This is a genomic window from Mesorhizobium sp. B3-1-9 (assembly GCF_006439595.1).
Classification (GTDB): Bacteria; Pseudomonadota; Alphaproteobacteria; order Rhizobiales; family Rhizobiaceae; genus Mesorhizobium.
In genome coordinates, this window is record NZ_VFTJ01000007.1 from 247546 (window position 1) to 271237 (window position 23692).

General features: G+C 65.2%; 26 protein-coding genes. 8 read left to right on the top strand and 18 right to left on the bottom strand.

Features of this window, described 5'->3' with window-relative positions; all coding sequences use genetic code 11:
• Positions 1-56 precede the first annotated feature (56 nt).
• Positions 57-755 carry a ribonuclease HII gene (locus FJW07_RS15665; protein WP_140786218.1) on the top strand — a complete coding sequence of 233 codons (699 nt, stop codon included), beginning with the start codon at positions 57-59 and terminating at the stop codon, positions 753-755.
• 129 nt (positions 756-884) lie between these two features.
• On the opposite strand, the gene FJW07_RS15670 is transcribed toward FJW07_RS15665, so the two are convergent.
• From FJW07_RS15670 to FJW07_RS15700, 7 genes are all read right to left on the bottom strand, one after another.
• Positions 885-1376 (bottom strand): F0F1 ATP synthase subunit B, encoded by a 492-nt coding sequence (locus FJW07_RS15670; RefSeq protein ID WP_140659467.1) that lies wholly within the window; start codon positions 1374-1376, stop codon positions 885-887.
• 12 nt (positions 1377-1388) lie between these two features.
• Entirely contained in the window at positions 1389-1970 is a 582-nt protein-coding gene (locus FJW07_RS15675; RefSeq protein WP_140857394.1) for a F0F1 ATP synthase subunit B, read from the bottom strand.
• A 61-nt stretch (positions 1971-2031) separates the two neighbouring features.
• On the bottom strand, positions 2032-2256 hold the full coding sequence (locus FJW07_RS15680) for a F0F1 ATP synthase subunit C (protein ID WP_027164582.1): 225 nt from the start codon (positions 2254-2256) through the stop codon (positions 2032-2034).
• A 75-nt stretch (positions 2257-2331) separates the two neighbouring features.
• Positions 2332-3093, bottom strand: coding sequence for a F0F1 ATP synthase subunit A (locus FJW07_RS15685; protein ID WP_140645064.1), 762 nt, complete (start codon positions 3091-3093; stop codon positions 2332-2334).
• Between the two features lie 65 nt (positions 3094-3158).
• Positions 3159-3551, bottom strand: coding sequence for an AtpZ/AtpI family protein (locus FJW07_RS15690; RefSeq protein ID WP_140645065.1), 393 nt, complete (start codon positions 3549-3551; stop codon positions 3159-3161).
• 289 nt (positions 3552-3840) lie between these two features.
• Positions 3841-5022, bottom strand: coding sequence for a cell wall hydrolase (locus FJW07_RS15695; RefSeq protein WP_140857396.1), 1182 nt, complete (start codon positions 5020-5022; stop codon positions 3841-3843).
• Positions 5023-5173: 151 nt separating this feature from the next.
• Complete coding sequence (locus FJW07_RS15700; protein ID WP_140857398.1) at positions 5174-6451, bottom strand: MFS transporter; 1278 nt, start codon at positions 6449-6451, stop codon at positions 5174-5176.
• A gap of 115 nt (positions 6452-6566) precedes the next feature.
• Here FJW07_RS15700 and FJW07_RS15705 point away from each other — a divergent pair, with 115 nt between their 5' ends.
• Positions 6567-7487, top strand: coding sequence for a LysR substrate-binding domain-containing protein (locus tag FJW07_RS15705; RefSeq protein ID WP_140857400.1), 921 nt, complete (start codon positions 6567-6569; stop codon positions 7485-7487).
• A gap of 258 nt (positions 7488-7745) precedes the next feature.
• On the opposite strand, the gene der is transcribed toward FJW07_RS15705, so the two are convergent.
• Positions 7746-9176: a ribosome biogenesis GTPase Der gene (gene der / locus FJW07_RS15715; protein WP_140645069.1), complete on the bottom strand. Its 1431-nt coding sequence runs from the start codon at positions 9174-9176 to the stop codon at positions 7746-7748.
• A 6-nt stretch (positions 9177-9182) separates the two neighbouring features.
• Positions 9183-9848 (bottom strand): tetratricopeptide repeat protein, encoded by a 666-nt coding sequence (locus FJW07_RS15720; RefSeq protein WP_140857402.1) that lies wholly within the window; start codon positions 9846-9848, stop codon positions 9183-9185.
• Positions 9849-10048: 200 nt separating this feature from the next.
• Here FJW07_RS15720 and FJW07_RS15725 point away from each other — a divergent pair, with 200 nt between their 5' ends.
• A complete protein-coding gene (locus FJW07_RS15725; RefSeq protein WP_140857404.1) occupies positions 10049-11059 on the top strand; it encodes a polysaccharide deacetylase family protein in 1011 nt (336 codons plus the stop codon).
• Between the two features lie 48 nt (positions 11060-11107).
• Here FJW07_RS15725 and sbmA read toward each other — a convergent pair whose 3' ends face one another.
• From sbmA to FJW07_RS15740, 3 genes are all read right to left on the bottom strand, one after another.
• A complete protein-coding gene (sbmA, locus tag FJW07_RS15730; RefSeq protein ID WP_140645072.1) occupies positions 11108-12367 on the bottom strand; it encodes a peptide antibiotic transporter SbmA in 1260 nt (419 codons plus the stop codon).
• Between the two features lie 123 nt (positions 12368-12490).
• Positions 12491-13651 (bottom strand): YbfB/YjiJ family MFS transporter, encoded by a 1161-nt coding sequence (locus FJW07_RS15735; RefSeq protein WP_246680768.1) that lies wholly within the window; start codon positions 13649-13651, stop codon positions 12491-12493.
• A gap of 83 nt (positions 13652-13734) precedes the next feature.
• A complete protein-coding gene (locus FJW07_RS15740; protein ID WP_140645073.1) occupies positions 13735-13941 on the bottom strand; it encodes a hypothetical protein in 207 nt (68 codons plus the stop codon).
• A gap of 97 nt (positions 13942-14038) precedes the next feature.
• On the opposite strand from FJW07_RS15740, the gene FJW07_RS15745 reads away from it, so the two are divergent.
• From FJW07_RS15745 to FJW07_RS15755, 3 genes are all read left to right on the top strand, one after another.
• Positions 14039-14953, top strand: a complete 915-nt coding sequence (locus FJW07_RS15745; RefSeq protein WP_140857406.1) for a LysR substrate-binding domain-containing protein — start codon at positions 14039-14041, stop codon at positions 14951-14953.
• Positions 14954-15038: 85 nt separating this feature from the next.
• Positions 15039-16295, top strand: coding sequence for an aminopeptidase (locus tag FJW07_RS15750; RefSeq protein WP_140857408.1), 1257 nt, complete (start codon positions 15039-15041; stop codon positions 16293-16295).
• A 26-nt stretch (positions 16296-16321) separates the two neighbouring features.
• Positions 16322-16678 carry a DUF488 domain-containing protein gene (locus FJW07_RS15755; protein ID WP_140857410.1) on the top strand — a complete coding sequence of 119 codons (357 nt, stop codon included), beginning with the start codon at positions 16322-16324 and terminating at the stop codon, positions 16676-16678.
• Between the two features lie 248 nt (positions 16679-16926).
• Here the strand turns inward: FJW07_RS15755 and FJW07_RS15765 are convergent, their stop codons facing one another.
• Positions 16927-17280 (bottom strand): ArsC family reductase, encoded by a 354-nt coding sequence (locus FJW07_RS15765; protein ID WP_140857412.1) that lies wholly within the window; start codon positions 17278-17280, stop codon positions 16927-16929.
• Positions 17281-17427: 147 nt separating this feature from the next.
• Between FJW07_RS15765 and FJW07_RS15770 the strand changes: the two genes are divergently transcribed.
• Both FJW07_RS15770 and FJW07_RS15775 read left to right on the top strand, forming a co-directional pair.
• Positions 17428-17784: a metalloregulator ArsR/SmtB family transcription factor gene (locus FJW07_RS15770; protein ID WP_140857414.1), complete on the top strand. Its 357-nt coding sequence runs from the start codon at positions 17428-17430 to the stop codon at positions 17782-17784.
• A complete protein-coding gene (locus tag FJW07_RS15775; protein WP_140857416.1) occupies positions 17781-18260 on the top strand; it encodes an SRPBCC family protein in 480 nt (159 codons plus the stop codon). The genes FJW07_RS15770 and FJW07_RS15775 overlap by 4 nt, the downstream gene beginning before the upstream one ends.
• A 94-nt stretch (positions 18261-18354) precedes the next feature.
• On the opposite strand, the gene FJW07_RS15780 is transcribed toward FJW07_RS15775, so the two are convergent.
• From FJW07_RS15780 to ggt, 5 genes are all read right to left on the bottom strand, one after another.
• The gene (locus FJW07_RS15780) at positions 18355-18708 is read right to left on the bottom strand and encodes a nuclear transport factor 2 family protein (protein WP_140645080.1); all 354 of its coding nucleotides are present in this window, start codon (positions 18706-18708) and stop codon (positions 18355-18357) included.
• Between the two features lie 135 nt (positions 18709-18843).
• The gene (locus tag FJW07_RS15785; RefSeq protein ID WP_140645081.1) at positions 18844-19479 is read right to left on the bottom strand and encodes a 2'-5' RNA ligase family protein; all 636 of its coding nucleotides are present in this window, start codon (positions 19477-19479) and stop codon (positions 18844-18846) included.
• A gap of 57 nt (positions 19480-19536) precedes the next feature.
• Positions 19537-20523, bottom strand: coding sequence for a 2-dehydropantoate 2-reductase (locus tag FJW07_RS15790; protein WP_140857418.1), 987 nt, complete (start codon positions 20521-20523; stop codon positions 19537-19539).
• The gene (locus FJW07_RS15795) at positions 20523-22052 is read right to left on the bottom strand and encodes an acyl--CoA ligase (RefSeq protein ID WP_140857420.1); all 1530 of its coding nucleotides are present in this window, start codon (positions 22050-22052) and stop codon (positions 20523-20525) included. The genes FJW07_RS15790 and FJW07_RS15795 overlap by 1 nt, the downstream gene beginning before the upstream one ends.
• Positions 22053-22097: 45 nt before the next feature.
• Positions 22098-23684 carry a gamma-glutamyltransferase gene (gene ggt / locus FJW07_RS15800; protein WP_140857422.1) on the bottom strand — a complete coding sequence of 529 codons (1587 nt, stop codon included), beginning with the start codon at positions 23682-23684 and terminating at the stop codon, positions 22098-22100.
• Positions 23685-23692 lie beyond the last annotated feature (8 nt).

Below are 23692 nucleotides of genomic sequence, written 5' to 3' on the forward strand. Positions count from 1 at the left end.
CATCCGACCCGGAAGGACTTGCGGAGAATCGGAGCCGATGCGAACCTCGCCGCACCATGGCTCGCGCGCGTTCCGATTCTCCGCTTCTCTTTGAAATGGTCGAGAAGCCCGACTTCTCGATCGAGACGAAGGCGATGGCCGACGGGCTGTGGCCAGTCGCCGGCATGGACGAGGCAGGGCGCGGTCCGCTCGCCGGACCGGTGGTGGCCGCCGCGGTGGTGCTCAACCCCGCCAATATCCCGGAAGGCCTCGACGATTCCAAACGCCTCACCCATTTGCAGCGCGAGGCGCTGTTCCTCAAGATTCTGGGGTCGGCGCTCAGCGTCTCGATGGCCTCGATCAGCGCCGAAGGCATCGACAACAGCAACATCCTGAAAGCCAGCCTCGAAGCGATGCGCCGCGCCGCCGCCGGCCTGTCGTTGCAGCCGAAGCTCGCTTTGGCCGACGGCCGCGACATTCCGCCAGGTCTCGCCTGCGAAGGCCGGGCGCTCATCAAGGGCGACCAGCGCTCGCAATCGATCGCCGCAGCCTCGATCGTCGCCAAGGTGATGCGCGACCGCATGATGTGCGGCTGCGGCGGACACCACGAACATTACGGCTTCGAGGTGCATATGGGCTACGCGACGGTCCGGCACCGGACCGCGATCGAGATGCATGGGCCGGTGGCAAGGCTGCACCGGGCCTCGTTCGCGCCGTTCAGGCTGGGTGGGGCGGAAATGGTGGAAGAGGAAGAGAGCTTGGCCGGGCTGGAGTGAGCGGGAGCGATGGTGACGGCCAATCTCCCCACAAGGGGGAAGATCGGCAGCGTCGCCGTCCCGCTCTTCTCTCGAACAAAAAAGCCGCCAGGTGGCCCGGGCGGCTTCATGTCGGCGGTCTAAATCCGCTCAGTTCAGCTTGGCCTTGACGTCATCCAGCGCCGACTTGAACAGGTCCGCGCCTGCCTTGACGTCGACCTTGGCGGCGAGCAGCGCGCGGGCGGCCTCGACGGCGATGTCGACGGCCGAGGCGCGCACTTCGCTGACGGCCTCGCGCTCGGCCTGGCTGATCTTCTGCTCGGCAAGCGCGGTGCGCCGGGCGACATAGTCCTCGGTCTTCTTGGCCGCTTCGGAAGCAAGCAGCTCAGCCTCGCGCTTGGCGGCGGCGACGATGTCGGCGGCCTCCTTCTCGGCTTCCCTGCGCTTCTGCTGATACTGGCCGAGCAGTTGCTGGGCCTCTTCACGAAGCTTGCGCGCTTCCTCGAGCTCGCCGCTGATCTTGGCCGCGCGGGCGTCGAGCGACTTGGCGAGCATGCCCGGCACCCTCAGGTAGACGACAGCGCCCAAGAAGATGAGCATCGCAATGGTTGCCCAGAGCGTGGCGAGTGATGTGGCGTCCATGATCCTCGCTCCTCACCGGCTCGCGGATTTGACCGCAGCCGCGATCTCGGATTTGTCGGTCTTGCCGCCGACAAGCGCCTCGACGATGGCCGACGTGGTGTCCTCGGCGATCGTGCCGACTTCCTTCATCGCCTTGGCCTTGATCGAGGCGATGCTCGCCTCGGCCTCGCCAAGCTTCTTCTCGAGCTCGGCCTCGAGCTTCTTGCGCGTACCCTCGGCTTGCGCCTTGGCGGCGTCGTTCGCCTGCTGGCCGATCTTGTTGGCATTGGCCTTGGCCTCCGCCAGTTCCTGCTCATAGGCGGCAACCGCGGCGTCCGCCTCGCCCTTCAGCCTTGCGGCATGGTCGAGATCCTGGGTGATGCGGTCGTTGCGGACATCGATGATACCGCCAAGACGCGGCATCACAACCCGCTTCAGGAACAGGTAGAAGAGCCCGAAGGTGATGACCAGCCACAGGATCTGCGACGGGAAGGTCTTGGCATCGAACGGCGGGAACGTTTCATGCTCCGCGGCAGGCACGGCGGTGCCTGCATGCGTATCGCCCTCGGCCGCGGCCGGCGCTGCTTCTTGCGCATAGGCAGATGTCACGAACATCTCATTCCCCTGTCCCTAGAACGGGGCCGCACCATGCGGCCCCTTTCGTCAGCTCTGGCTCTTACTTGAAGACCAGGAGCAGAGCGATCAGGAGCGAGAAGATGCCCAGAGCTTCGGTCACGGCGAAGCCGAAGATCAGGCGGCCGAACTGGCCGTCGGCAGCCGACGGGTTGCGGAGCGCACCCGAGAGGTAGCTGCCGAAGATGTTGCCGAGGCCGATGCCCGCGCCGCCCATGCCGATGCAGGCGATACCAGCGCCGATAGCAGCTGCTGCAGTTGCGTCCATTTCAAAACTCCTGTGGTTTCTCTATTCGTTGCAGTTGGTACGTTGGGTAAGCTGGCGCCGGGGCGCCGGTGAAAATCAGTGGCTCGGGTGCAGGGCGTCGTTCAGATACATGCAGGTCAGCACCGCGAACACATAGGCCTGCAGGAAGGCGACCAGCAGTTCGAGCGCGGAGAGTGCAACGGCCATGGCAAGCGGCAGCACCGAGCCGGCGATACCGACGGCGCCGAACGCGCTCAGGCTGACGACGAAGCCCGAGAACACTTTGAGCGTGATGTGGCCGGCCAGCATGTTGGCGAAGAGACGAACCGAGAGGCTGACCGGACGCGAGACGAAGGAGATGATTTCGATCGCCACCACCAGCGGCAGAAGGTAGCCCGGCACGCCCTGCGGCACGAACAGCTTGAGGAAGCCGAAGCCGTGCTTGGCGAAGCCGTAGACGAGGACCGTGCCGATGACCAGGATTGCCAGCGTGAAGGTGACGATGATGTGGCTGGTCACGGTGAAGAAATAGGGGAACAGGCCGATCAGGTTGGCGACCAGCACGAACATGAACAGCGAGAACACCAGCGGGAAGAACTGCATGCCCTGCTTGCCGGCGGCGTCGCGCAGCATGTTGCCGACGAATTCGTAAGCCATCTCGGACACCGACTGCAGGCGGCCCGGAATGAGCGCGCGGCTGGCCGTGCTCATGTAGAGGAAGGCCGACGCCAGCACGATCGTCACGACCATGAACAGGGAGGAGTTGGTGAAAGAGACGTCGTAGCCGCCGATATGCAGCGGGATGATCGGATGGATCTGGAACTGGTGGATCGGATCGACCTTGTCAGCAGCAGCCACTTTAAATCCCCGTCAAAGCCACAACCGGCTTTTTAAGTTCACTTGGCGCCCTGCGGCGCCCCACTTCATTCTTTCGGCTCGCGCGGCTTGCCGCCCTGGCCGAATTCGGATGCAAGTCCCGCCGAGCGCAGGACATTGAGTATACCAGCGCCAAAGCCCAGCAACAGGCCGACGATCAGACCCCAGGGCGCTGTTCCCGCCAGGCGGTCGATGATCCAGCCCAAGCCGACACCAACCACCACTCCGGCGATGAACTCGCTGGACAGTTTCAGCGCCTGACCGTAACCGGTCGCAGCTCTCGCTTCGTCTTTCCCCTCGAACCGGTCCGTGCGTCTCGTCGCAAGCGATGCTTCGAGACTACGCCGGCGGCGCTCAAGTTCGTCGTCGCGGATGGTGGCTTCTGGCTGCCTGCCGCGGCCGGTTTCTCCGGTTCCGTCTGGCCCGGTTTTGTCGGCCATCGCAACCCCCCTGCCCGGGCAGACGATTGCCGTCCGTCCGCTTCTAAAGTCGCCGGCAACATAGTTAGAGGGTCCGCCCCCGTCAAGCCACGGACCGAACTTCCAAGCGATGTATTTTTGGTAGTTAAATCAATGATTTATCGAGGTGCGACATCGTGCCCTTCACGGCCGCGTGAGGACTCGGCGCGAATCCGCGCAACAAGGCGCGTCCGCCGAGGCATTGCCGGGCGTCGAAGGAAGGATAGCCGGGGCGGTGGTTAAGGCGGCTCAGCTCGAGCCGCCAGCCGGCTCAACTCCAGCCGCCGCCATAGGTGCGGTAGAAGATATGCAGGCCGATCCTGGTCATCTTGTGCATGGCTCGCGCCCAGCCCGGATGGACGTAATTGGCGTAGTAATGCGTCGATGAGCCGACCTCGGGAATGAAGATCTTGCCGGCGGTCACCGCCATGGCGACCTCCTGGGCGGTCTTGTAGGAAGCCTGGTCGGTGATGGTCTTCTTCCTGCCGTCGCAGGCAAAGGAGAACTGGCAGCGGTTGAACCAGTCGTCGTTCTGGTAGACGACGCCGCAGATCGTCTTGGGATAGGCGGGGTTGCGGACGCGGTTGAGGATCACCTGGGCGACCGCCGCCTGGCCGCGCACGGGCTCGCTGCGCGCTTCGAAATAGATGCCCTTGGCGAGGCACGCCTGTTCCGGCTGGGAGAAGACGCTTGCGGGCAGCGGGTTCTGGATCCACGAATGGTCGCCCTTGCCCATCGGCGGGATGAAGCGGCCATCGTTCGGATCGTCCTGCAGCAGCGCCTCGAAGGGCGAGGCCTTGGCATAGTCGGGCGCGGACTGGGCATAGGCGGTGGCGAGGATATCCGGCTTGTCGTTGTTGACGAGGGCGACAAGTGCCGCCGGCAGCGCCGGATCCGGCTTCTTGTCCTCGCGAAGATGGAAGGCCTGGGCGATCTGGACTTCCTTGCCCTTGATGCCAGGCTTGGCGAAGGTGAGCTTCAGCCCGCTGTCCATGCTCGGGCGAAGCAGCGAGGAGGTGCGCTCGAAAATCGAGCCGGCGCTGAAATTCTTGGGCGGCGCGACCGGCGAGACCTTGACGATGCGACCCTTCTTGTCGGCCCGCATGACACGATCCTCATCGGGCGTCACGCCCACGGCGCTGCCCTTGCCGCGGAAGGCGACGGTGCCCACCCCCGGCAAATTCACGCCGGAGCCGGAGAGCGAGCCGGTGGTGAGGGAATCGACAAACGGCATTTCGGCGGCATGCACCGAGCCGGCGGCGGATTTCTCGATATAGGCGTTCCAGCGGGTGTTGGACGATTCCAGGCCGGAGATCAGGCTTGCCATATCCTGATAGGCGACGGCCGACGGAAAGCCGATCCAAATGCCGAGCCCGAGCACCAAAGGAGGAAGAAAGGAACGTTTTTTCGCAACGGCGGCGGCGGCAAGCCGCAATGAAACGCGTCGATGCACGGAACTCTCCAGAACGCTACTGACCCCGGAGAGTCAAAATGAAGCATTAACCTTGATGGGGGGTTAACGACATCGATCGTGTTCTTTTCATGTTTGAGCGAAGCCGGCTTGCCGTTTCCGCGGCAAGCCGGCGAGGAATCAGACTGGTGAATCAGGCCGGGCGCAGGAAGATCGGCCAGGCGGCCGCCGCGCAGATCGCGGCCGCGAGCCACACGCCCGGCCATGCGAAGAACACCAACAGCCACGGAATGGCGATCGGCACCACGCAGAAACCGACGAACACAAAACTGTTGGCCAGGCTGAGCGCGGTGCCGACATGGCCGGCACCGGCAAGCGTGGCAAGTTCGGTATAGGCGACGCCATGCCAGGCGGAGACGGATATGCCGGCAACGACGACCATCAGCGGGAGCAGCGGCACCAGCGACGGTGCTCCGGCGGCGCCGATCACCAACAGCCAAAGCACCAGGAATGCCAGCGTGCTCAACGCGCTGCAGAGTTTCAGGAACGGCCGGCGGTTGCCATGCCGGTCGGTGAAGCGCCCACTCCAGATACGCATCACCATTGCGCCGGTCTGCACGGCGGCGAGGCTGGCGCTGGTCACAAAGGTGGCCATGCCGGCGAAGTCGTGCAGGAAGACCGAGGCGAAGGTCAGCACCGCGACCTGCGGGAAGCAGAGCAGGCCGATGGCGGTCGAGATGCGCCACACCTCGATGTTGCGCAAGGGTGCCGGGCCGCTTGTCGCGGCGGCGGCGCGGCCGCCGCTTGCCACCGGCGGCTCGTGCAGCCAGCGCCAGGCAAACCAGGCTGACAGAGCGGAGACGGCCGCAAGCAGGCCGAAGACCGCGGTGAAGCCTAGGGCCAGCGCCAGGGACGGCAGGACGAGAGCGCCCAGCCCGCCGCCAAGCGGCACCGCCGTCTGCCGGATGCTCATGGCGAAGCCGCGCTCGCCCTCGCCGAACCAGCCCATGATGGCGCGGCCGCTGGAGCCGTTGACGCTGCCGCCGAGCAGGCCGGCGACGAGCAGGCTTGCCGACAGCGGCGCGACGCCGGGAATGGCCGTTTTTGTCGGCACGACAAGCATGGCCATGATGAGAAGCCACGCGGCTGTCGCGCCAAGTCCGGTCAGGAGCACGCGGCGGTCGCCCCAGCGATCGGTGAGCACGCCCCAGGGCAACTCGCTGAGCGCCACGCCGAGGCCGAGCAGCCCAAGCGCCAAACCCAGCGCGGCATTGTCGAGGTGAAAGCCCTGGCGCATCGCCACCGCGGTCGCCGGGATGCCGGAGAAGGTGGCGGAGAAGCCGGCATTGGCGGCGACGCCGATGCCCAGCACCTTCCAGCGATGATTGGGACCGAAGGCGCGGCGAGCAGGGTTGCCGGCACTTTCTCCCGCGGGCGGCTGGCAGTCGTTTCGTGTGACGATGGCGGACATGGTTCCATTCCCGAGACGGCCGGCTGACGGCTTGACGGACGGGATGTAGCGCCATAGCTTTATCCATAAAATCAGGAAGTTTTTGATCAACAATCCTGAAAATCAGGACAATCTCATGCGCCGCGTCACTTTTGACCTCGACGTCCTCAGGACCTTCGTCACCGGCATGGAGCTGGGCAGCTTCGCCAAGGCGGCCGAGCGGCTGGGACGCTCGACGTCCGCGGTCAGCGCGCAATTGAAAAAGCTCGAAGAACAGGCGGACACGCCGGTCTTCCGCAAGGCGGGGCGCGGCCTGGCGCTCACCGAGGCCGGCGAGACGATGCTTGGCTATGCGCGGCGGCTGATCGAGCTCAACGACGAGGCGGCCTCCGCCATCCGAGACATCGAACTGGAAGGCTGGGTGCGGCTCGGCCTGCAGGAGGATTTCGGCGAGGCCGTGCTGCCGGACGTGCTCGGCCGCTTCGCCCGCGCCCATCCCAAGGTCCGCATCGAAGCGCGGATCGGGCGCAGCCACGACCTGGCCGAGCGCGTCCTGTCAGGCAATCTCGACATCGCGCTCGCCTGGCATGACGGCATGACGCTGCCCTACAGCCGCCATGTCGCCGACGTGCAGGCGCGCTGGATCGGTCCGGCAAAGCCGATCGAGGCCGGTCCGCGCAAGGGCGAGCCGCTGCCTCTGGTGGTGTTCGAGGCGCCGTGCCTGCTCAGAACCGTGGCGACCGAAACGCTCGACCGCGCCGGCATGCCCTGGCGCATGGCCTTTTCCAGCCCTAGTCTCGGCGGCATCTGGGCGGCGGTGGCGGCGGGTCTCGGCCTGACGATCCGCACCGATATCGGCCTGCCCGCCAATGTCAGGGCGATCGCACCGGGGATTCTGGGACTTCCCGCCCTGCCGACGATGGCGCTGCATCTGCACCAGAAGGACGCCGAGCTCGATCCGGTGGCGGCGCGGCTGGCCGAGATATTGCTGCAGGCGGCGATGGAGACGTTGCCTGAGGGGGCGCGAACCCGCGATGGGTTGCGAGAGGTCGCTTAGCTTTTTCGGACAGGTAGTGCTGCGGATCGAAGTATCCGGCGTCGCGTTCCGTCACACCCCCCCTCTGTCCTGCCGGACATCTCCCCCGCAAGGGGGGAGATCAGACGTCACGCAGACTTTCGCTACTCTCCCACGTTGCAGGATCGGCGGCGCGCCGAAGCTGCCAATCTCCCTCCTTGCGGGGGAGATGCCCGGCAGGGCAGAGGGGGTGCTGTCCCGCCAGCATTGTGAGGATTTTACCCGCGACGGGAATAGACCTCACCGCTTCTTCGCCCTGCCGGCAAACGGATTGTCCGACGTGCGCAGCGCCATGCGGATCGGCACGCCCGGCATGTCGAAGGCCTCGCGCAGGCTGTTGGTCAGATAGCGGACGTAGGATTGCGGCATCGCGTCCGGCCGCGAGCAGGAGACGACGAAGCCCGGCGGGCGGGTCTTGGCCTGGGTGACATACTTGATCTTCAGGCGGCGGCCGGCGACGGCGGGCGGCGGATGATGGGCGAGGATGCCTTCCAGCCAGCGGTTGAGCTTGCCAGTCGAGACGCGGCTGTTCCAGACCTTGTGCGTCTTGATGACGCTTTCCATCAGCTTGTCGAGGCCGCGCCCGGTCTCGGCCGAGACCGTCACCGCCTGGATGCCGCGCACCTGCGGCAAGAGCCGCTCGGTCTTTTCGCGCAACTCAGCCAGCAATTCCTGCGGGTTGTCGATCAGGTCCCATTTGTTGAAGGCGATCACCGGCGCCCTGCCCTCGCGGGTGATCAGGTCCGCGATCTGCAGGTCCTGCTTCTCGAAGGGAATCGTGGCGTCGAGGACGATGATGACGATCTCGGCAAAACGGATGGCGCGCAGGCCGTCCTGCACCGAGAGCACTTCCAGCTTTTCATGGATCCTGGACTTGCGGCGCATGCCGGCGGTGTCGAACAGCTTTATGCGGCGGCCGCGCCAGTCCCAGTCGACCGAGATCGAATCCCGCGTGATGCCGGCTTCCGGACCGGTCAACAGCCGCTCCTCGCCGATCAGCGCGTTGATCAGCGTCGACTTGCCGGCGTTCGGGCGGCCGACGACGGCGATGCGCAGCGGCTTGGTATCGTCATAGGATGCTTCAGCGTCCGGGTCGGCGATGTCCTCGCCGATCAGCACTTCGCTCGCGGCGATCTCGTCGCTGCCGTCTTCGTCGTCGTCGCCGAAGGCGCGCTCCTCGCCAAGCGCCGCAATCACCGCGTCGCGCAGGTCGGGCATGCCCTGGCCGTGCTCGGCCGAAACCGGGATCGGTTCGCCGAGGCCGAGTTCCCAGGCCTCCAGCATGCCCCCTTGAGCGCCGCGCGCCTCGGCCTTGTTGGCGACGAGCACGACCGGCTTGCCCGATTTGCGCACGACGTCGGCGAAGGTGCGGTCGTCGGGCAGCAGGCCGGACTTGGCATCGATGGTGAAGAAGATGAGGTCGGCTTCGCGGATGGCGATCTCGGTCTGCTGACGCATGCGGCCGGGCAGCGTCGATGCGGCGGCATCCTCGAAGCCGGCGGTATCGATGACGTCGAAGTGAAGGTCGTAGAGCTTGGCGGCGTGGACGCGGCGGTCGCGCGTGACGCCCGGCGTGTCGTCGACAAGCGCCAGCTTCTTTCCGACCAGCCGATTGAAAAGAGTCGATTTGCCGACGTTAGGCCGGCCGATGATGGCGACTTTGAAGCCCATCCAGGATCACGACGCGTTGCCCGACCCGCGGATCAGCTCGGACATCAGCTGCGCCCGCTGGCGCACATTGCGCGGGGCGGCTTCATCCGAAGAGATCTGGTCGAACAGTTTGAGTGCGTCCGCCGACTTGCCGTCCTTCCAGGCGGCAAGGCCAAGCGCCTCGCGCGCCGAGTGGCGCAGCGGATTGGTGTCGGCGGTGAGCGCCTCGATGCGGCTGGAGACGTCGGCGTAGGAACCATGGTCGACGAGCAGCAGCGCCGCCCTCAGCCGCGCGATGTCGCGAATGCCGGCCGGAATGGCGTTGTCGGCGGCGACCTCGTCGAAATCCCTGACCGCGCCGTCGACGTCGCCCTTGTCGGCCTTGACGGTCGCGGCGCGCATGCGGGCGAGCAGCGGATAGGCGCCGTAGCCGTCCTTCTCCAACTGGTCGAGCGCAGCGATCGCCTCGTCGTTCTTGCCGTCATTGGCGAGCTTGAGGGCCGCCGAGAAGGCGTCGCCGGAGCGGTTGGCGCGGGTCTCGTCCCAGTAGCGGTAGCCGACGACAGCGGCGGTGCCGAGCACGATGAGGATGGCAAGGCCGAGAATGGCCGGGCCAAAACGGTCCCATAGCTTCTGCGCCTGCTCGCGACGCATCTCTTCGTTGACTTCGCGGATAAAACTGTCGTCCGACATCAATCAAAACCATTGCTGCCCCGGAAGGGGGCGCCTCTTGAGCCCGCGTTTTAGCGAAATTTTGTCGGCATGGAAGGGGGCGGACCGGAAAATCGGCTTGGAATGCCGGGCGCCCACAGCCCTTGCCTGAACGCAACCGCGCCACATTTGCGCGATAGCCGGCTTCCGATCAGCCGGAGACGTCCCGCCAGAGGTTGCCAATGCTTCGTTCGTACCGCGTCCTTGCGTTCAGTCTCGCCTCGCTTGCCTCAGCCAATGCGGCCTTCGCCGATCCGCCGAAATCGCCAATCGTTTCGCCGGCCAAACCCAAGCAGGTGGTGCTGATCTCGTTCGACGCCGCCCGCGAGATCTCGCAGTGGCAACGCAGCCGTGCGCTGGCAAAGCGCACGGGCGCGCATTTCACCTATTTCCTGTCCTGCGTGTTCCTACTCTCGCCGGAGACGCGGCAGGACTATGCCGGCCCCGGCAAGGCCGCCGGCAAATCCAATGTCGGCTTCGGCGCCTCGAAACAGGACGTGGCCGACCGGCTGGAGCAGGTCCGGCTGGCCGCGGCCGAGGGTCACGACATCGGCAGCCATGCCTGTGGCCATTTCGACGGCAAGGCCTGGAGCAAGGCGGACTGGCTGGCCGAATTCGCCTCCGTCCGGCGCATTTTCGAGAACGCCTATGCGATCAACGGCATCCAGGAGCCGGCCGACTGGCACGATTTCGCCCATCATGCGCTGGTCGGGTTCCGCGCGCCCTATCTCTCGACCGGCAAGGCGCTTTACGAAGCCCTGCCCGAGGCCGATTTCCAGTATGACGCCAGCGGTGTCTCCAAAGGCCCGACCGTCCCGCCGACCCTGAATGGGACAACCCGCTTTGCCCTGCCGCTCATCCCGGAGGGACCGAAGGCGAAGCCGGTGGTCGCCATGGATTACAATCTTTATGTCCGCCACTCGGACGGCACCGAGAGGCCGGCCATGGCGGACGCATTCGCCGAGCGCGCCTACCAGGCGTTCCATGCCGCTTTCGAGGCTCAGTACAATGGCAAGCGCCTGCCGCTGGAACTCGGCTTCCACTTCACGCTGATGAACGACGGCGCCTACTGGAACGCGCTGGAACGCTTCGCCGGGGAGGTCTGCGTCAAAGCGGATGTGGAATGCATCAGCTTTCGCGACTATATGGCACGCCAGCATGCCGGCGAGGCGCAGACGACCGTCGGCGGCTGAGCCGCCCGCCGGATCGCTTATCTTTACACTCTCCTGGGTTGCTCCAGATCAGGCCGGGTCCTCAGCGCCCTGCCGAGCCAGATAGCGCCGGTCGATGTCTGGAAGCGGCTCGCCTTGGAGTGTCGCCTCGAAGGCGCGCAGGCGCTTGTGGACCGACTGCAGTTCGACGATGGTCGACCAGGAATTCAGCAGGAACTGGAGCGAATTCGTCACCTTGCCGAAGGCATTCGAAATCTGGTTGAGCGCGCCGAAGGTGATCTTATGGGCGACCAGCGATGGGCCGAGGATCAGCAGCGAGAAGATGTTGTCCGCCTGCAGGTACGTGTACCGGACGACGTTGAAATAGATGTAGTGGAAATAGAGCCTGAAGTAGTTGCGGCGCACATTGGTGAACAGCTCCGCCGTCGTCGCCGGCTGCGCCCGATCGGGATGATCCTCGCCGTAGACAAGTTCCTTGCGGTAAGCCGCCTCGACGCGCTGATTGCGGAACTGGAGGCCCGGCAGCTTGATGCCCGCGAGCATCACCGAGGCCGTGCCGAACAGGCACCAGCCGAGAGCCGCAACGACCAGAGGCTGCGGCACCGCGCCGATGATCGGCAGCTCGGTGATGTGCGCCTGAAGCTGGATCATCACCGGCAGGAAGGCGATCAGGGTCATGATCGACTGGACGAAGCTGGAGCCCAGGTCCTCCATGATCTGCGAGAAACGCATCGTGTCTTCCTGGATACGCTGCGAGGCGCCCTCGATATGGCGCAGCCGGCTCCAGTTGGCCACGAAGTAATTGTTCATCGCGGTTCGCCAGCGGAAGATCCAATGGCTGACGATGAAGGCGTTGATCACCTGCACGTTCATGCCGACCAGCGCCAGCCAGGAGAAGTCGGCCAATCCCTTGTAGAATTCGGTGTCGGTCGAGGCTGTCGTTCCCGACATCAGGCCCTGAACGTAGTCGAAGAAAGGACCATACCAGTTGTTGACCGCGACGGAGACCTGCACGTTGAAATAGATGAAGAACAGGATGACGGCGGTCATCAGGATCGACCAGTTCTGCCACGGATGCGGCGCATACCAGCTCCAGAACGCATAGAAGACCGCCACGCAGGCCGCGAAGTAGATGTAGAACCACAGGAAGGGCTTCGACCACAGCACCGCGATGCCGATGATGGGCGGCGCGCCGGCCGCAGCGGGAGGGAAGCCTAAGACGGCTCCCAGTTGCTCGCCGCCGAAAAACCAGAACAGAATCGCCGCAAGGCTCCAGACGGCGGCCGAGGTGAAGAAGAGCTTCGGCTGCGGGAAAAAAGATACGAACACTGTGGCGGGTTTCCTCGGTCTGACCGCAAATCAGCGGCGTTGCTGTTCGGCGGGCATAAGGTCACACATTAGGGGGAAAGAAAATGCCCGTGCCCGATGCCCGGCATCGAACAAGGCCGCAAATCATGGCGATTTTGGCGCAGCCGACCAGGCAATGACGCCGGAGAGCAGCAAGGCCGCCGCCGCCATGATCGAGGCAAGCACGTAATTGCCCGATGCCTGAGCAAGCAGGCCGGCGGCGATCGGGCCGACGATCTGGCCAAGGCCGAAGGCTGCCGTCATCACCGCGAAGATGCGGCGCGGCGCCCGCGGCGCGAGCTGCCTGCCCATCTGTATGCCCAGCGCCGTGAGGGCGATGAAGGTGCCGCCGAGCAGGACGCCGGCAATCAACGGTCCGGCTGCGCCCTTGACGACGACGCTGGCGGTGACGCCGACCACCTCGACCAGGCAGCTCGCGGCATAAGCGGCATAAAGCCCTATCCGGCCGGCGAGCTTCTGCCACGCCCAAGTCGAGGGAAAGCCGGCAAGGCCGGCGACCATCCAGACGGTGGCCTCGAAGACGCGCCCGCCGCCGCCTTGGCGCACGATGGCGACCAGGAAAGTGGCCGTCACCACATAGCCGAAGCCGAACAGCCCGTAGGCGACGATCATCTTCACCAGGGAGCCGTCCTTCGGCAGCGCCGGCTCGCGCCCGTCGGTGACATTGGCCGGCGTGGTCGAGCCGGCGAGCAACATGACGACGAGCAGCCCGACCGCCGAAAGCGCTCCGGACCAGAGCCAGCCGGCGGCCCAGCCCGCGTGTTCGGAGACGAGAATCGCCAGCAGCGCCGAGGACGCGGCAATGCCCAGGCCGACGCCGCCGAAATGCAGCGCCTGCAAATCGCCGCGGCCAGCCTCAGCCAGATGGCTGAAGACGATCGAGGCCATGAACACCATGACGAAGGCGCTGGCGAGGCCGGCGAGGAAGCGGATGACGAGGAAGGCGGCCATGGTCTCATTGAGCCCCATGAGGGCCGCGAGCACGGCGCTGCCGGCAAGGCCGGCGAACATCAGCAGGCGCTCGCGGCCATGCGCCCAGCCGCCGGCCGCGGCGAGCGCGCCGATGAGGTAGCCGAGATAATTGGCGGAAGCGATCCAGCCGGCGTCGGCCGGCGTCAGGTGCAGTTCCTCCATCATGCCGGGCAGGATCGGCGTGTAGACGAAGCGGCCGATGCCCATGGCGACGGCGAGCGCGACCATGCCGGCAAGGGCAAGGCGCAGCGGCGATGGCGAGGTGGCGTTCATTGCGGCGCACAATAAGTGCGCGCGTCCGCGAAACAATGTGCTTGCGTTGGGCCAGCGCTGCCCCGCAACCGGGCCGAATGGCGTCAGAGACAGGTTGTGCCCACGATCTCGTATGCGGTGCGGCGCGCCGTCAACCGGAACGGCATGTCGCCAAGCTCGCGCTCCGACATGGTGTCGAGCACCGGATGCGACAGCGGATCGGTGATCCAGCGGGTCATCTCATCGTCATCGTCATCGCGCGGCCTCGCCTCGGCGCCGGAAAGCCCTTTCAGCAAGGATAAAATCTTCATGGGACCACCTCCTGGCTCAAGGCTACTCCTGTTAAATTCCGCCCTTTTCTGTCGGGTTTCAATTGAGATTCCGATCCATCTACTTTAGAAAAACTGAATGGCTATGCTCAATCGCGTCCATCTCAACGGCCTGCGTGCCGTGGAAACCGTCGCTCGGCTGGGATCGCTGGCGGGAGCGGCCGCCGAACTGAATGTCTCGGTCAGCGCCGTCAGCCAGCAGGTCAAGCGCACCGAAAAGCAGCTGGGGCAGGCGCTGTTCGAACGGACGCCGGGCGGGCTCGTGCCGACCGAATTCGGTGCCGCCTTCACGGCGCTGCTCAGCGCCGGCTTCCGCGAGCTCGCGCAAGCGGTGGCGCTGGCCGACGAGGCCAACGAATGCACGCTGGTCGTCTCGGTGGCGCCGGCCTTCGCCTCGAAATGGCTGCTGCCCCGGCTATCGCGGCATTTCGCCCGACACCCGAACGTGCTTTTGCGCATCGACGCCTCGGCCAGGGTCGCCGATCTCGACCGCTCGGACATCGATATCGCCATCCGGCTTGGCGATGGCAAATGGCCGGGCGACCGCGCCGAGCTTCTGCTTGCCCAGGAAGTGTTTCCGGTCTGCGCGCCATCGATCGCGGCCAGGCTGAAGTCGATCGGCGATCTGGCGCAGACCTGCGCCATCACCGACGAACGGGCGATGTTCAGCTGGGACGGCTGGTTCGAGGCGGCCGGCGTCGAGCCGGTCACCTTCCAGAAGGGAGCGCGTTTCACCGATCCGATGCTGTGCCTGGAATCGGCGATCGCCGGCCACGGCGTGATGCTCGCCTGGCAATTGCTCACCGCCGACGCGTTGGCCGACGGCCGGCTGATCGCGCCCTTCGGTGTGCGGGCCGAGAGCGGGCTGGGTTACTGGCTGGTGACCTCAGCCACAAAAAGCGAAAGCCGCAAGGTGCGCGACTTCAAGGCCTGGCTCCGCGAGGAGATCGAGGCGACCATGGCGCAGTTCCGGGCGCTGGACAGCGCCGCCTGAAATCAGGCCCAGTCGATCGCGGTGGAAAGGCCAACCGCAGCGGTCTATGTAGGAACAGGACCCCAACAAATGGCAGGCAGGACCCATGACCACACATTCGCGCGGCGTTTCGGCAACCATCGACCCGGTGAAGCTCGACAGGCTGGCGGAAGTCGCCATCAAGGTCGGGCTGCAGCTGCAGCCCGGACAGGATCTGGTGCTGACCTCGTCGATCGCGGCGCTGCCGCTGACCCGCCGCATCGTCGAGCACGCCTACAAGGCCGGCGCCGGGCTGGTGACGCCGATCTTCAACGACGACGAGATCACGCTGGCGCGTTTCCGCTACGGCGCCGACGCCGGCTTCGACCGCGCCGCCGGCTGGCTGTATGAAGGCATGGCGAAGGCCTTCTCGAACAATGCGGCGCGGCTCGCCGTGCGCGGCGAAGATCCGTCGCTGCTCTCCTCGCAGGATCCGGCCAAGGTGGCGCGCGCCAACAAGGCGAACTCGATGGCCTACCAGCCGGCGCTGGAAAAAATCACCGGCTTCGACATCAACTGGAACATCGTCGCCTATCCCGACCTTGCCTGGGCAAAGCAGGTTTTTCCGGGCGAGGCGGACGACGTCGCGGTGGTCAAGCTCGCCGACGCCATCTTCTCGGCCTCGCGGGTCGACGTCGAGGACCCGATCGGCAACTGGAAGGCACACAACGCCGCCTTGGCCGAGCGCACGAAATGGCTGAACGGACATAATTTCCACGCGCTGCATTTCACCGGTCCAGGCACCGACCTGACCGTCGGGCTGGCGGACGGCCATGAATGGATGGGCGGCGCCTCGACGGCGAAGAACGGCGTCACCTGCAACCCGAACATCCCGACCGAGGAAGTCTTCACCACGCCGCATGCAAGGCGCGTCGAGGGCCATGTCTCCTCGACCAAGCCGCTCTCCTATCAGGGCACGCTGATCGACGAGATTTCCGTGCGCTTCGAGGGCGGGCGGATCGTCGAGGCCAAGGCCTCGAAGGGCGAGGACGTCTTGAAGAAGGTGCTCGACACCGACGAGGGCGCGCGCCGCCTCGGCGAAGTGGCGCTGGTGCCGCATTCCTCGCCGATCGCGCGGAGTGGGCTGTTGTTCTTCAACACGCTGTTCGACGAAAACGCCGCCTGCCACATCGCGCTCGGACAGTGCTATTCGAAGTGCTTCGTCGACGGCGCTTCGCTCAGCCAGGACGAGATCGCCGAGCGCGGCGGCAACAAGAGTTTCATCCATATCGACTGGATGATCGGCTCCGACAAGATCGACATTGACGGCGTCGCCAAGGACGGCGGCCGCGTGCCGGTGATGCGCAAGGGCGAGTGGGCGTAAGAGGTCTCTCGCTCATTGGAGGTATGATGGCCTTCGACATTGCGGTGAAGCGTGTCTATGAGCCGCCGGCGAAAGCCGACGGCCAGCGGGTGCTCGTCGACCGTATCTGGCCACGCGGCGTCAGCAAGAAGGACGCCGAACTGACGCTGTGGCTGAAGGACATCGCGCCGAGCGACGCGCTGCGCAAATGGTTCGGGCACGAGCCGGAGCGCTGGGCAGAGTTCCAGAAGCGGTATCGGGCCGAGCTCGACGCGAATGGCGACGCGGTGGCAGAGCTGCGTGCGCTACTCGGCAGGGGCAAGGTGACGCTGCTCTACGGCGCGCATGACGAGGCACATAACAACGCGGTGGCGCTGGCGGGATATTTTGAAGCCCAACCATAATTTAATTTTTGGAAGCCAAGCATAATTTAATTATTGAGACGTCGAGTTCCTTCGCCCCCCTCTCTGTCCTGCCGGACATCTCCCCCTCAAGGGGGGAGATCAGCCGTCACGCCGGCCTTCGCCAATCGCAGACGTTGCAAGACGAGCGCCTCGTCAAAGCTGCCAATCTCCCCCCTTGAGGGGGAGATGTCCGGCAGGACAGAGAGGGGGGCGAAGGAACTCGACGTAAGAGGGAGGGTTCTTAGCGACTACTTTCCGCCAACCGCCTCCTCATAGACCTCCGGCTTGAACCCTACCAAAACCCGCTCCCCGACCTCCAGTACCGGGCGCTTGATCATCGTCGGCTTGGCGAGCATCAGCTTCTTCGCCTTCTTCTCGTCCAGTCCGGCCTTGTCCGTCTCCGTCAGCTCACGAAAAGTGGTGCTGCCCTTGTTGAGCAGCTTTTCCCAGCCGACCTTGCCGACCCAGCCGTTCAGCCTTTCCGCCTCGATCCCTTCCGCGCGGTAGTCATGGAAGCGATACGGCACGTCATGGCTTTCCAGCCAGACGCGCGCCTTCCTGATCGTGTCGCAGGTGGTGATGCCGTACATGGCGATGGACAAGGCAGGCCTCGGTGGGTTTGCGAATCTGAGCGAATCCTAGGCCCGCCGCGGCAGCTTTGCCAGCGCTTCACGGCGGCTCGGTTTTGGCTCTTGCCAACACTAAGGTTTTTCCCTAAGTATTATTCGCAACGCCAGGACCGAGAGCCAATGATCAGCCTCGATACCGCCAGCCAGAGCCCGCCGCCCATCGACGGCATTTTTCGCGCGCTTGCCGATCCGACGCGCCGGTGTGTCGTGGAGCGGCTGAACAGAAGCCCGGCCTCGGTCAGCGAACTGGCGGAGCCGTTCGAGATGGCCCTGCCCTCCTTCGTCGAGCATCTCAAGGTGCTGGAGGGCTGCGGGCTGGTGCAGTCGCAAAAGACCGGCCGCGTCAGAACCTACAGTCTTTCGCCCGAGCCGCTGAAGCTTGCGGAAAACTGGCTCGCCGAACAGCGCGCGCTGTGGGAGCGCCGCCTCGACCAGTTCGACGCCTATGTGATGAGCCTCAAGGAGAGTGAAAAGTGAGCTATCCGTTCAAGCCGAACCCGAAACTGGACCTGACGCTGGAGCGCTTTCTCGATGCGCCACGCGAATTGCTGTGGCGCGCCTGGACGACGCCGGAGCACGTCAAGCAGTGGTTCACGCCAAAACCGTGGGTCATCACCGATTGCGAGATCGACTTCAGACCGGGCGGCCTGTTCCGCACGCGCATCCAGTCGCCCGACGGCAAGGAGGTGAGCGACCGCCATTGCTGCTATCTCGAGATCGTGCCGAACGAACGCTTGGTGTGGACCGACGCGCTGCTGCCGGGCTACCGGCCGTCGGGCGAGCCGTTCATCACCGCGGTCATTACCCTGACACCGGAAGGCAAAGGCACGCGCTACACCGCCACCGCCATCCACCGCGACGAGGCGACGCGCAACAGCCACGAGGAGATGGGTTTCTTCGACGGCTGGGGCGCGGTGGCCGACCAGCTGGCTCAGTATGTGAAGACGATTTGAGAAGCTGGCATGGCGACCGGAATATCTGCCCGGTCGCCATCCCTGATTTCAAATTTACGAGCGAAAGGAAGCAAAAAGCCTCAGCGCATCGGCCTCAATAGTAAAAACGCTCTTCGCTGATCTTGCCGTTCTTGACCGTGTAGAGGCCGACCTCGTCCATTTTGACGCGTTCGCCGGTGGATTTGGGCGTAATGTCGAAGCTGAAGCGCAAGGCGAACTGGTCGCCATTGACATAGGGACCCTCGACCGAGCCGCCATGGACCTCGTGGTTCGCTTCCCACCACTCGCCCTTCTGCTTGACGGCTTCCTTGCCGTTGCACACGGCCATCGGGCCTTCCATGGCTTCGTAACTGACGATGTCGTCGGCATTGTATTTCGCGGCGGCGCTATGACTGTCGCCCTGCTTGAGCAGTTCGGTGAAGTCCTTGGCAATTTCGGCAGTGGTCATGGGATCCTCCCGGTTTGGACCAGACATCAAGTAGGTATCGATCGTTCGCCCGCCACGGCTCGGTCGCTTCGCAGGTGACAATTCCTGTCAGCATGGCGAGGCCTGCGCGCTGACGATAAGGACGATTTGAGATGCTCACATGACAGCATGCGCGTCATCCTGACCGTTCAATTGCCAGCGTCTGATGACCTGATAGCGGTCCTGACGCAGGAAGCTGTGTATCAGCACGAACTCGCGCACGGTCCAACCAATCGGCTCAATTGGCCGCTCATTGACTTTCGGAACACGCACTTTGTCACGCAGCAATGTGACGTGCGGCTCGATCGACTTCCCGACAAGCGGCTTAAACGGGCTGTCGGACAGCACAGCGGCGAGCGCTCGCCAGAAGGCCTGCAATGCGGGAACGCCGTCACTGCCGCGCAGAACGAGAGCGCCGCCACCAAAGGCCGACAGACGGTCAAACGACACATCAAAGGCTTGAGCTCGGACGAGAGAGCCTGCCGAGCAAGCGGCGTCGACCAGAGATCTTGGCAATCCATCGTGATCGCCGAGCATGACAAGCGAAATATGCAGATGCCTGGTTCGAATGAGCTTTCCGCCGAGCCCTAACTCCCGCTGCCAAGTCACGGCTCGTGAGGCCAGCATACGAGCAATCATCTCTTCGAGAAGGATGGCGAAGAACAGTCGGTCGTTGGGCTCCTGACTGGGCTCGTCCCAACGAAAAAAAGCCTGCCCATTCCTGCCGATCCCGAACCACGGTTGTTCGTTCATGGCTGATCCCTTTCGGATATCGTCCAAAGGATCAGATTAGAACAAATCAGGAACAAACTACAAGGGCGAATAGCACCCGCGCTCGATCGCAAGCCGCCGCACCAGCGCCAGCACGCTGTCGATGGTCGGCGTCGGCTGGCCGGTCAGGCGCCCGAGCTCCTGCACGGCGGTAACCAGCGCGTCGATCTCCATCGGGCGGCCGCGTTCGAGGTCCTGCAGCATCGAGGTCTTGTGCTCGCCGACATCGCCGGCGCCCTTGATGCGCCGGTCGACGGGGATGAGGAAGCGCACGCCGAGGCTCTCGCCGATCGCCTGCGCCTCCAGCATCATGGCGCGGACGACGGCGCGCGTCGCTTCATCGGCGACGATCGCCGCAAGCGTGCTGCCGGTCAGCGCCGAGATCGGGTTGAAGGAAAGATTGCCCCAAAGCTTCACCCATATCTCCGAGCGGATGTCCTCGCGCACCGGCGCCTGCAGCCCGGCCTTGACCATTTCGCGGGCAAGCGCGGTGGCTCGCTCGCTCTTCTGGCCCGACGGTTCGCCCAGCGAAAAGCGTGTACCCTCGACATGGCGGATCAGGCCGGGCGCGTCGACCTCCACGGCGGGATAGACGACCGAGCCGATGATCCGCTCCGGCCCGATGCGCTCCCAGATCGCACCGCCAGGATCGACCGCATCGAGCCTCGTGCCTTCGAGCGCGCCGCCGGCCTTATGGAAATACCACCAGGGCACGCCGTTCTGCATGGTGACGACCGCGGTCCCCTCGCCCAGCAGCGGCGCGATCTGATCGAGCGCCGGCGCCAGCGAATGCGCCTTCAGCGCCAGCACGACATAGTCCTGTGCGCCGAGTTCCTCGGCGTGTGCCGCCGCCCTGACCCGCGCCACCGTTTCCTTGCCGTCCTCGATCAGGCGAAGGCCGTCGGCCTTGATCGCCTCCAGATGCGTGCCGCGCGCCACGATCGACAGATCGACCGAGCCGGCGATCGCGAGCTTCGCGGCGAGATAGCCACCGATGGCGCCGGCGCCGAAGACTGTGATGCGCATCAGCCGAGCCCGAGCTTGGCCGCCAGTCCGATGCGCTGCAGCTTGCCGGTCGCGCCCTTCGGGATCTCGTCGAGGATCAGCACCTTGCGCGGCACCTTGAAATCAGCGAGCCGGGTGGCGGCGAAGCCGCGGATATCGGCCTCGCTGGCGCTCTGGCCTTCGCGCAGCACGACAGCGGACGCTACCTCTTCACCCAGCTTGTCATGCGGCATGGCGAAGGTGACGACCTGCGCCACCGCCGGATGGTCCATCAGCACTTCGTCGACCTCGAGCGGCGAGATCTTTTCGCCACCGCGATTGATGATCTCCTTCAGCCGGCCGGTGACGCGCAGGTAGCTGTCCTCGTCGAGCACGCCCTGGTCGCCGGTGTGGAACCAGCCATGAGCGAAGGCGCTGGCATTGGCGTCCGGGTTCTTCTCATAGCCCGCGGTGACGTTGGGGCCGCGAATGACGATCTCGCCGATCTCGCCGGGTTTGAGCAGCCGCCCGTCCTGCGCCATGACGGCGATTTCCGGTCCCGCCGACGCGCCGACGCTGCTGGGCTTGCGCAGTCCGGGCGGCAGGCGGTTGGACGCCATCTGGTGCGCGGCCTCGGTCATGCCGTAGGCCTCGATAACCGGACAGCCGAAGGTGGATTCGAGCTCGGCCATCACTTGTGCCGGGAGCGAAGCCGAGGACGAGCGGATGAAGCGCAGCTTCGCCTCGGCGAGTTGTTCGGGATTGCGGGCGGCGCGCGGCAGGATCGCCTGGTGCATGGTCGGCACGGCGGTGTACCAGCTGGGCTTCGCTTCGGAGAGCCACTGGAAGAAACGCAGCGCGTTGAAACCCGGTGTGCAGAAAACGCTGCCGCCGGCGGCGAGCGAGGAAAGTACCGCGGCGATCAGGCCATGGATGTGAAACAACGGCATGATGTTGAGGCAGCGGTCGGCTGGCGTCAGGCCGAGCGTCGCGCCGATATGCGTTGCCGACGCCGCGAGATTGGCGTGGCTGAGCGGCACCAGTTTCGGACGCGACGTGGTGCCGGAGGTATGCAGAAGGAGCGCGACATCGCCGTCGGCGGCCAGGCCCGAGGCGACCGGCGGCCCGGCGGGATCGCCCTCGATCGTGAACACGCCGGACGGCGCGCCTTGCGGCGCCGCCAGCCGCAGCACCGGGATGCCGAGGCGCCCGGCGACTTCGACCGAAGGGCCCTGCTCGTCCCTGCCGACGAGGATCGCCTTGACGCCGATGTCGCTCAGATAGAAATCGAGCTCGTCGACCCGGTAGGCCGGATTGAGCGGCGCGGTGGACGCGGCCGCAGCAACGGCGATGAAAGCCGTCGCCATTTCCGGACCGTTCGGCAGCACGATGGCGACACGGTCGCCGCGGCCGACGCCCAGCGCGTTGAGCCGCGCCACGGTATCGCCGATCAGGCGGCGCAGTCCGCCATGCGAGAGGGCCGTCCGTTCGGGCGCAGCGATGGCCGGCGCGTCATCGGCGCCTGGTGCAAGGCGATAGGCGAGATCGGTGGCGTTTTCGCTGTTTGTCATGGTTCCAGACTATGTTTCGAACGATCGGCCGATGTCCAGCGCTGCTCAATATCCGAGCGCCAGGCCGTCCTTGCGCGGATCTGACGCGCCGGTCAGCGTGCCCTTTTCCCAATCGATCAGCACCACCTGACCGCCGCCCAGCGGATGACCGGGCTCGACCACCTTGTGGCCAAGCCGGCGCAAGTCTCCGATCGTCTCGGCACGCACGCTTCGCTCGGCCTCGACGACGTCGTGGTTGTAGAACACCCGCGCGGCATCGATCGCCTGCTGCGGGTCCATGCCGAAGTCGATCATGTTGGTCAGCACATGAACATGGCCGAAGGGCTGATAGCCGCCGCCCATCACGCCGAAGGGCATCAAGGCGCGGCCGTTCCTCGTCATCATGCCCGGCATGATCGTGTGCATCGGCCGCTTGCCCGGCGCGATTGCGTTCGGGTGCTTCGGATCGAGGCGGAAGCTGGAGCCACGGTTCTGCAGCACGACGCCGGTCTTCGGGCCGACGACGCCGCTGCCGAAGGAATAATAGGTCGAGTTGATGAAGCTGACCGCATTGCGGTCGCGATCGATGACGCTGATATAGACCGTGTCGCTGCCCGGCAGGTCGAGACGCGGCAGATCGGTCATGGCGCGCTCGGGATCGATCGCGGCGCGCAGGCGATCGGCATAGGCGCCGGAAAGCAGCGCCTTGACCGGCACGTCGACATGATCTTGATCGGCGAAAAACGCATCGCGGTCCTGGTAGGCGAGCCGGCCCGCCTCGATCTCGAGGTGCAGGCGCGCGGCGCCGTCCGGATCGAGCTTGCCCAGATCAAAGCCCGAGAGCAGGTTAAGCATCAGAAGCGCTGTGAGGCCCTGATTGTTGGGCGGCATCTGGTGGATGTCGTAGCCGCGATAGGAGGTGCTGACCGGGGTCCGGTAATCGCCCTTGGTGGCGGCGAAATCGTCGAGCGTATGCAGGCCGCCGAGCGCGCGAAGCCGCCCGACCAGATCGTCCGCGACCGCGCCCTCGTAGAAACCGGCGCGGCCTTTCCTGGCGATGACGCGCAGCGTCTCAGCCACCTCCGGCTGGCGATGGACGTCACCCGCCCTGGGCGGCTTGCCGCCCGGCAGGAAGATGCGCGTCGCGACCTCGTCGGCCGACAGGTCGGTCTCGGGATCCTCCCAGTCGAAGGCGACGCGGTCGTGCACGACATAGCCTTCTTCCGCGTAACGAATGGCCGGAGCGAGCGCGTCGGCCAAACCCTTGCGGCCGTGATCCTCCAACAAGCGGCACCAGGCGTCGATGGCGCCGGGAACGGTGACCGCGTGCGGCCCCTGTTTCGGCAGTTCGCTGAATCCCTTGTCCCGGTACCAGTCGACGGTCGCGGCGGCGGGTGCCCGGCCCGAGCCGTTGAAGGCCAGCACGTTGCCGTCGCCCTTCGGGCAATAGAGGACAAAGCAGTCGCCGCCGATGCCGGTCGATTGCGGTTCGACCACGGCCTGCACCGCGGCCGCGCAGACCGCGGCGTCCATCGCGTTGCCGCCGGAGCGCAGCATGTCGATCGCGGCAAGCGTCGCCAACGGATGCGAGGTCGCGGCCATGGCCTCGGTGGCGCGGACTGGCGAGCGGCCAGGAAACTGGAAGTCACGCATGCGGTTCT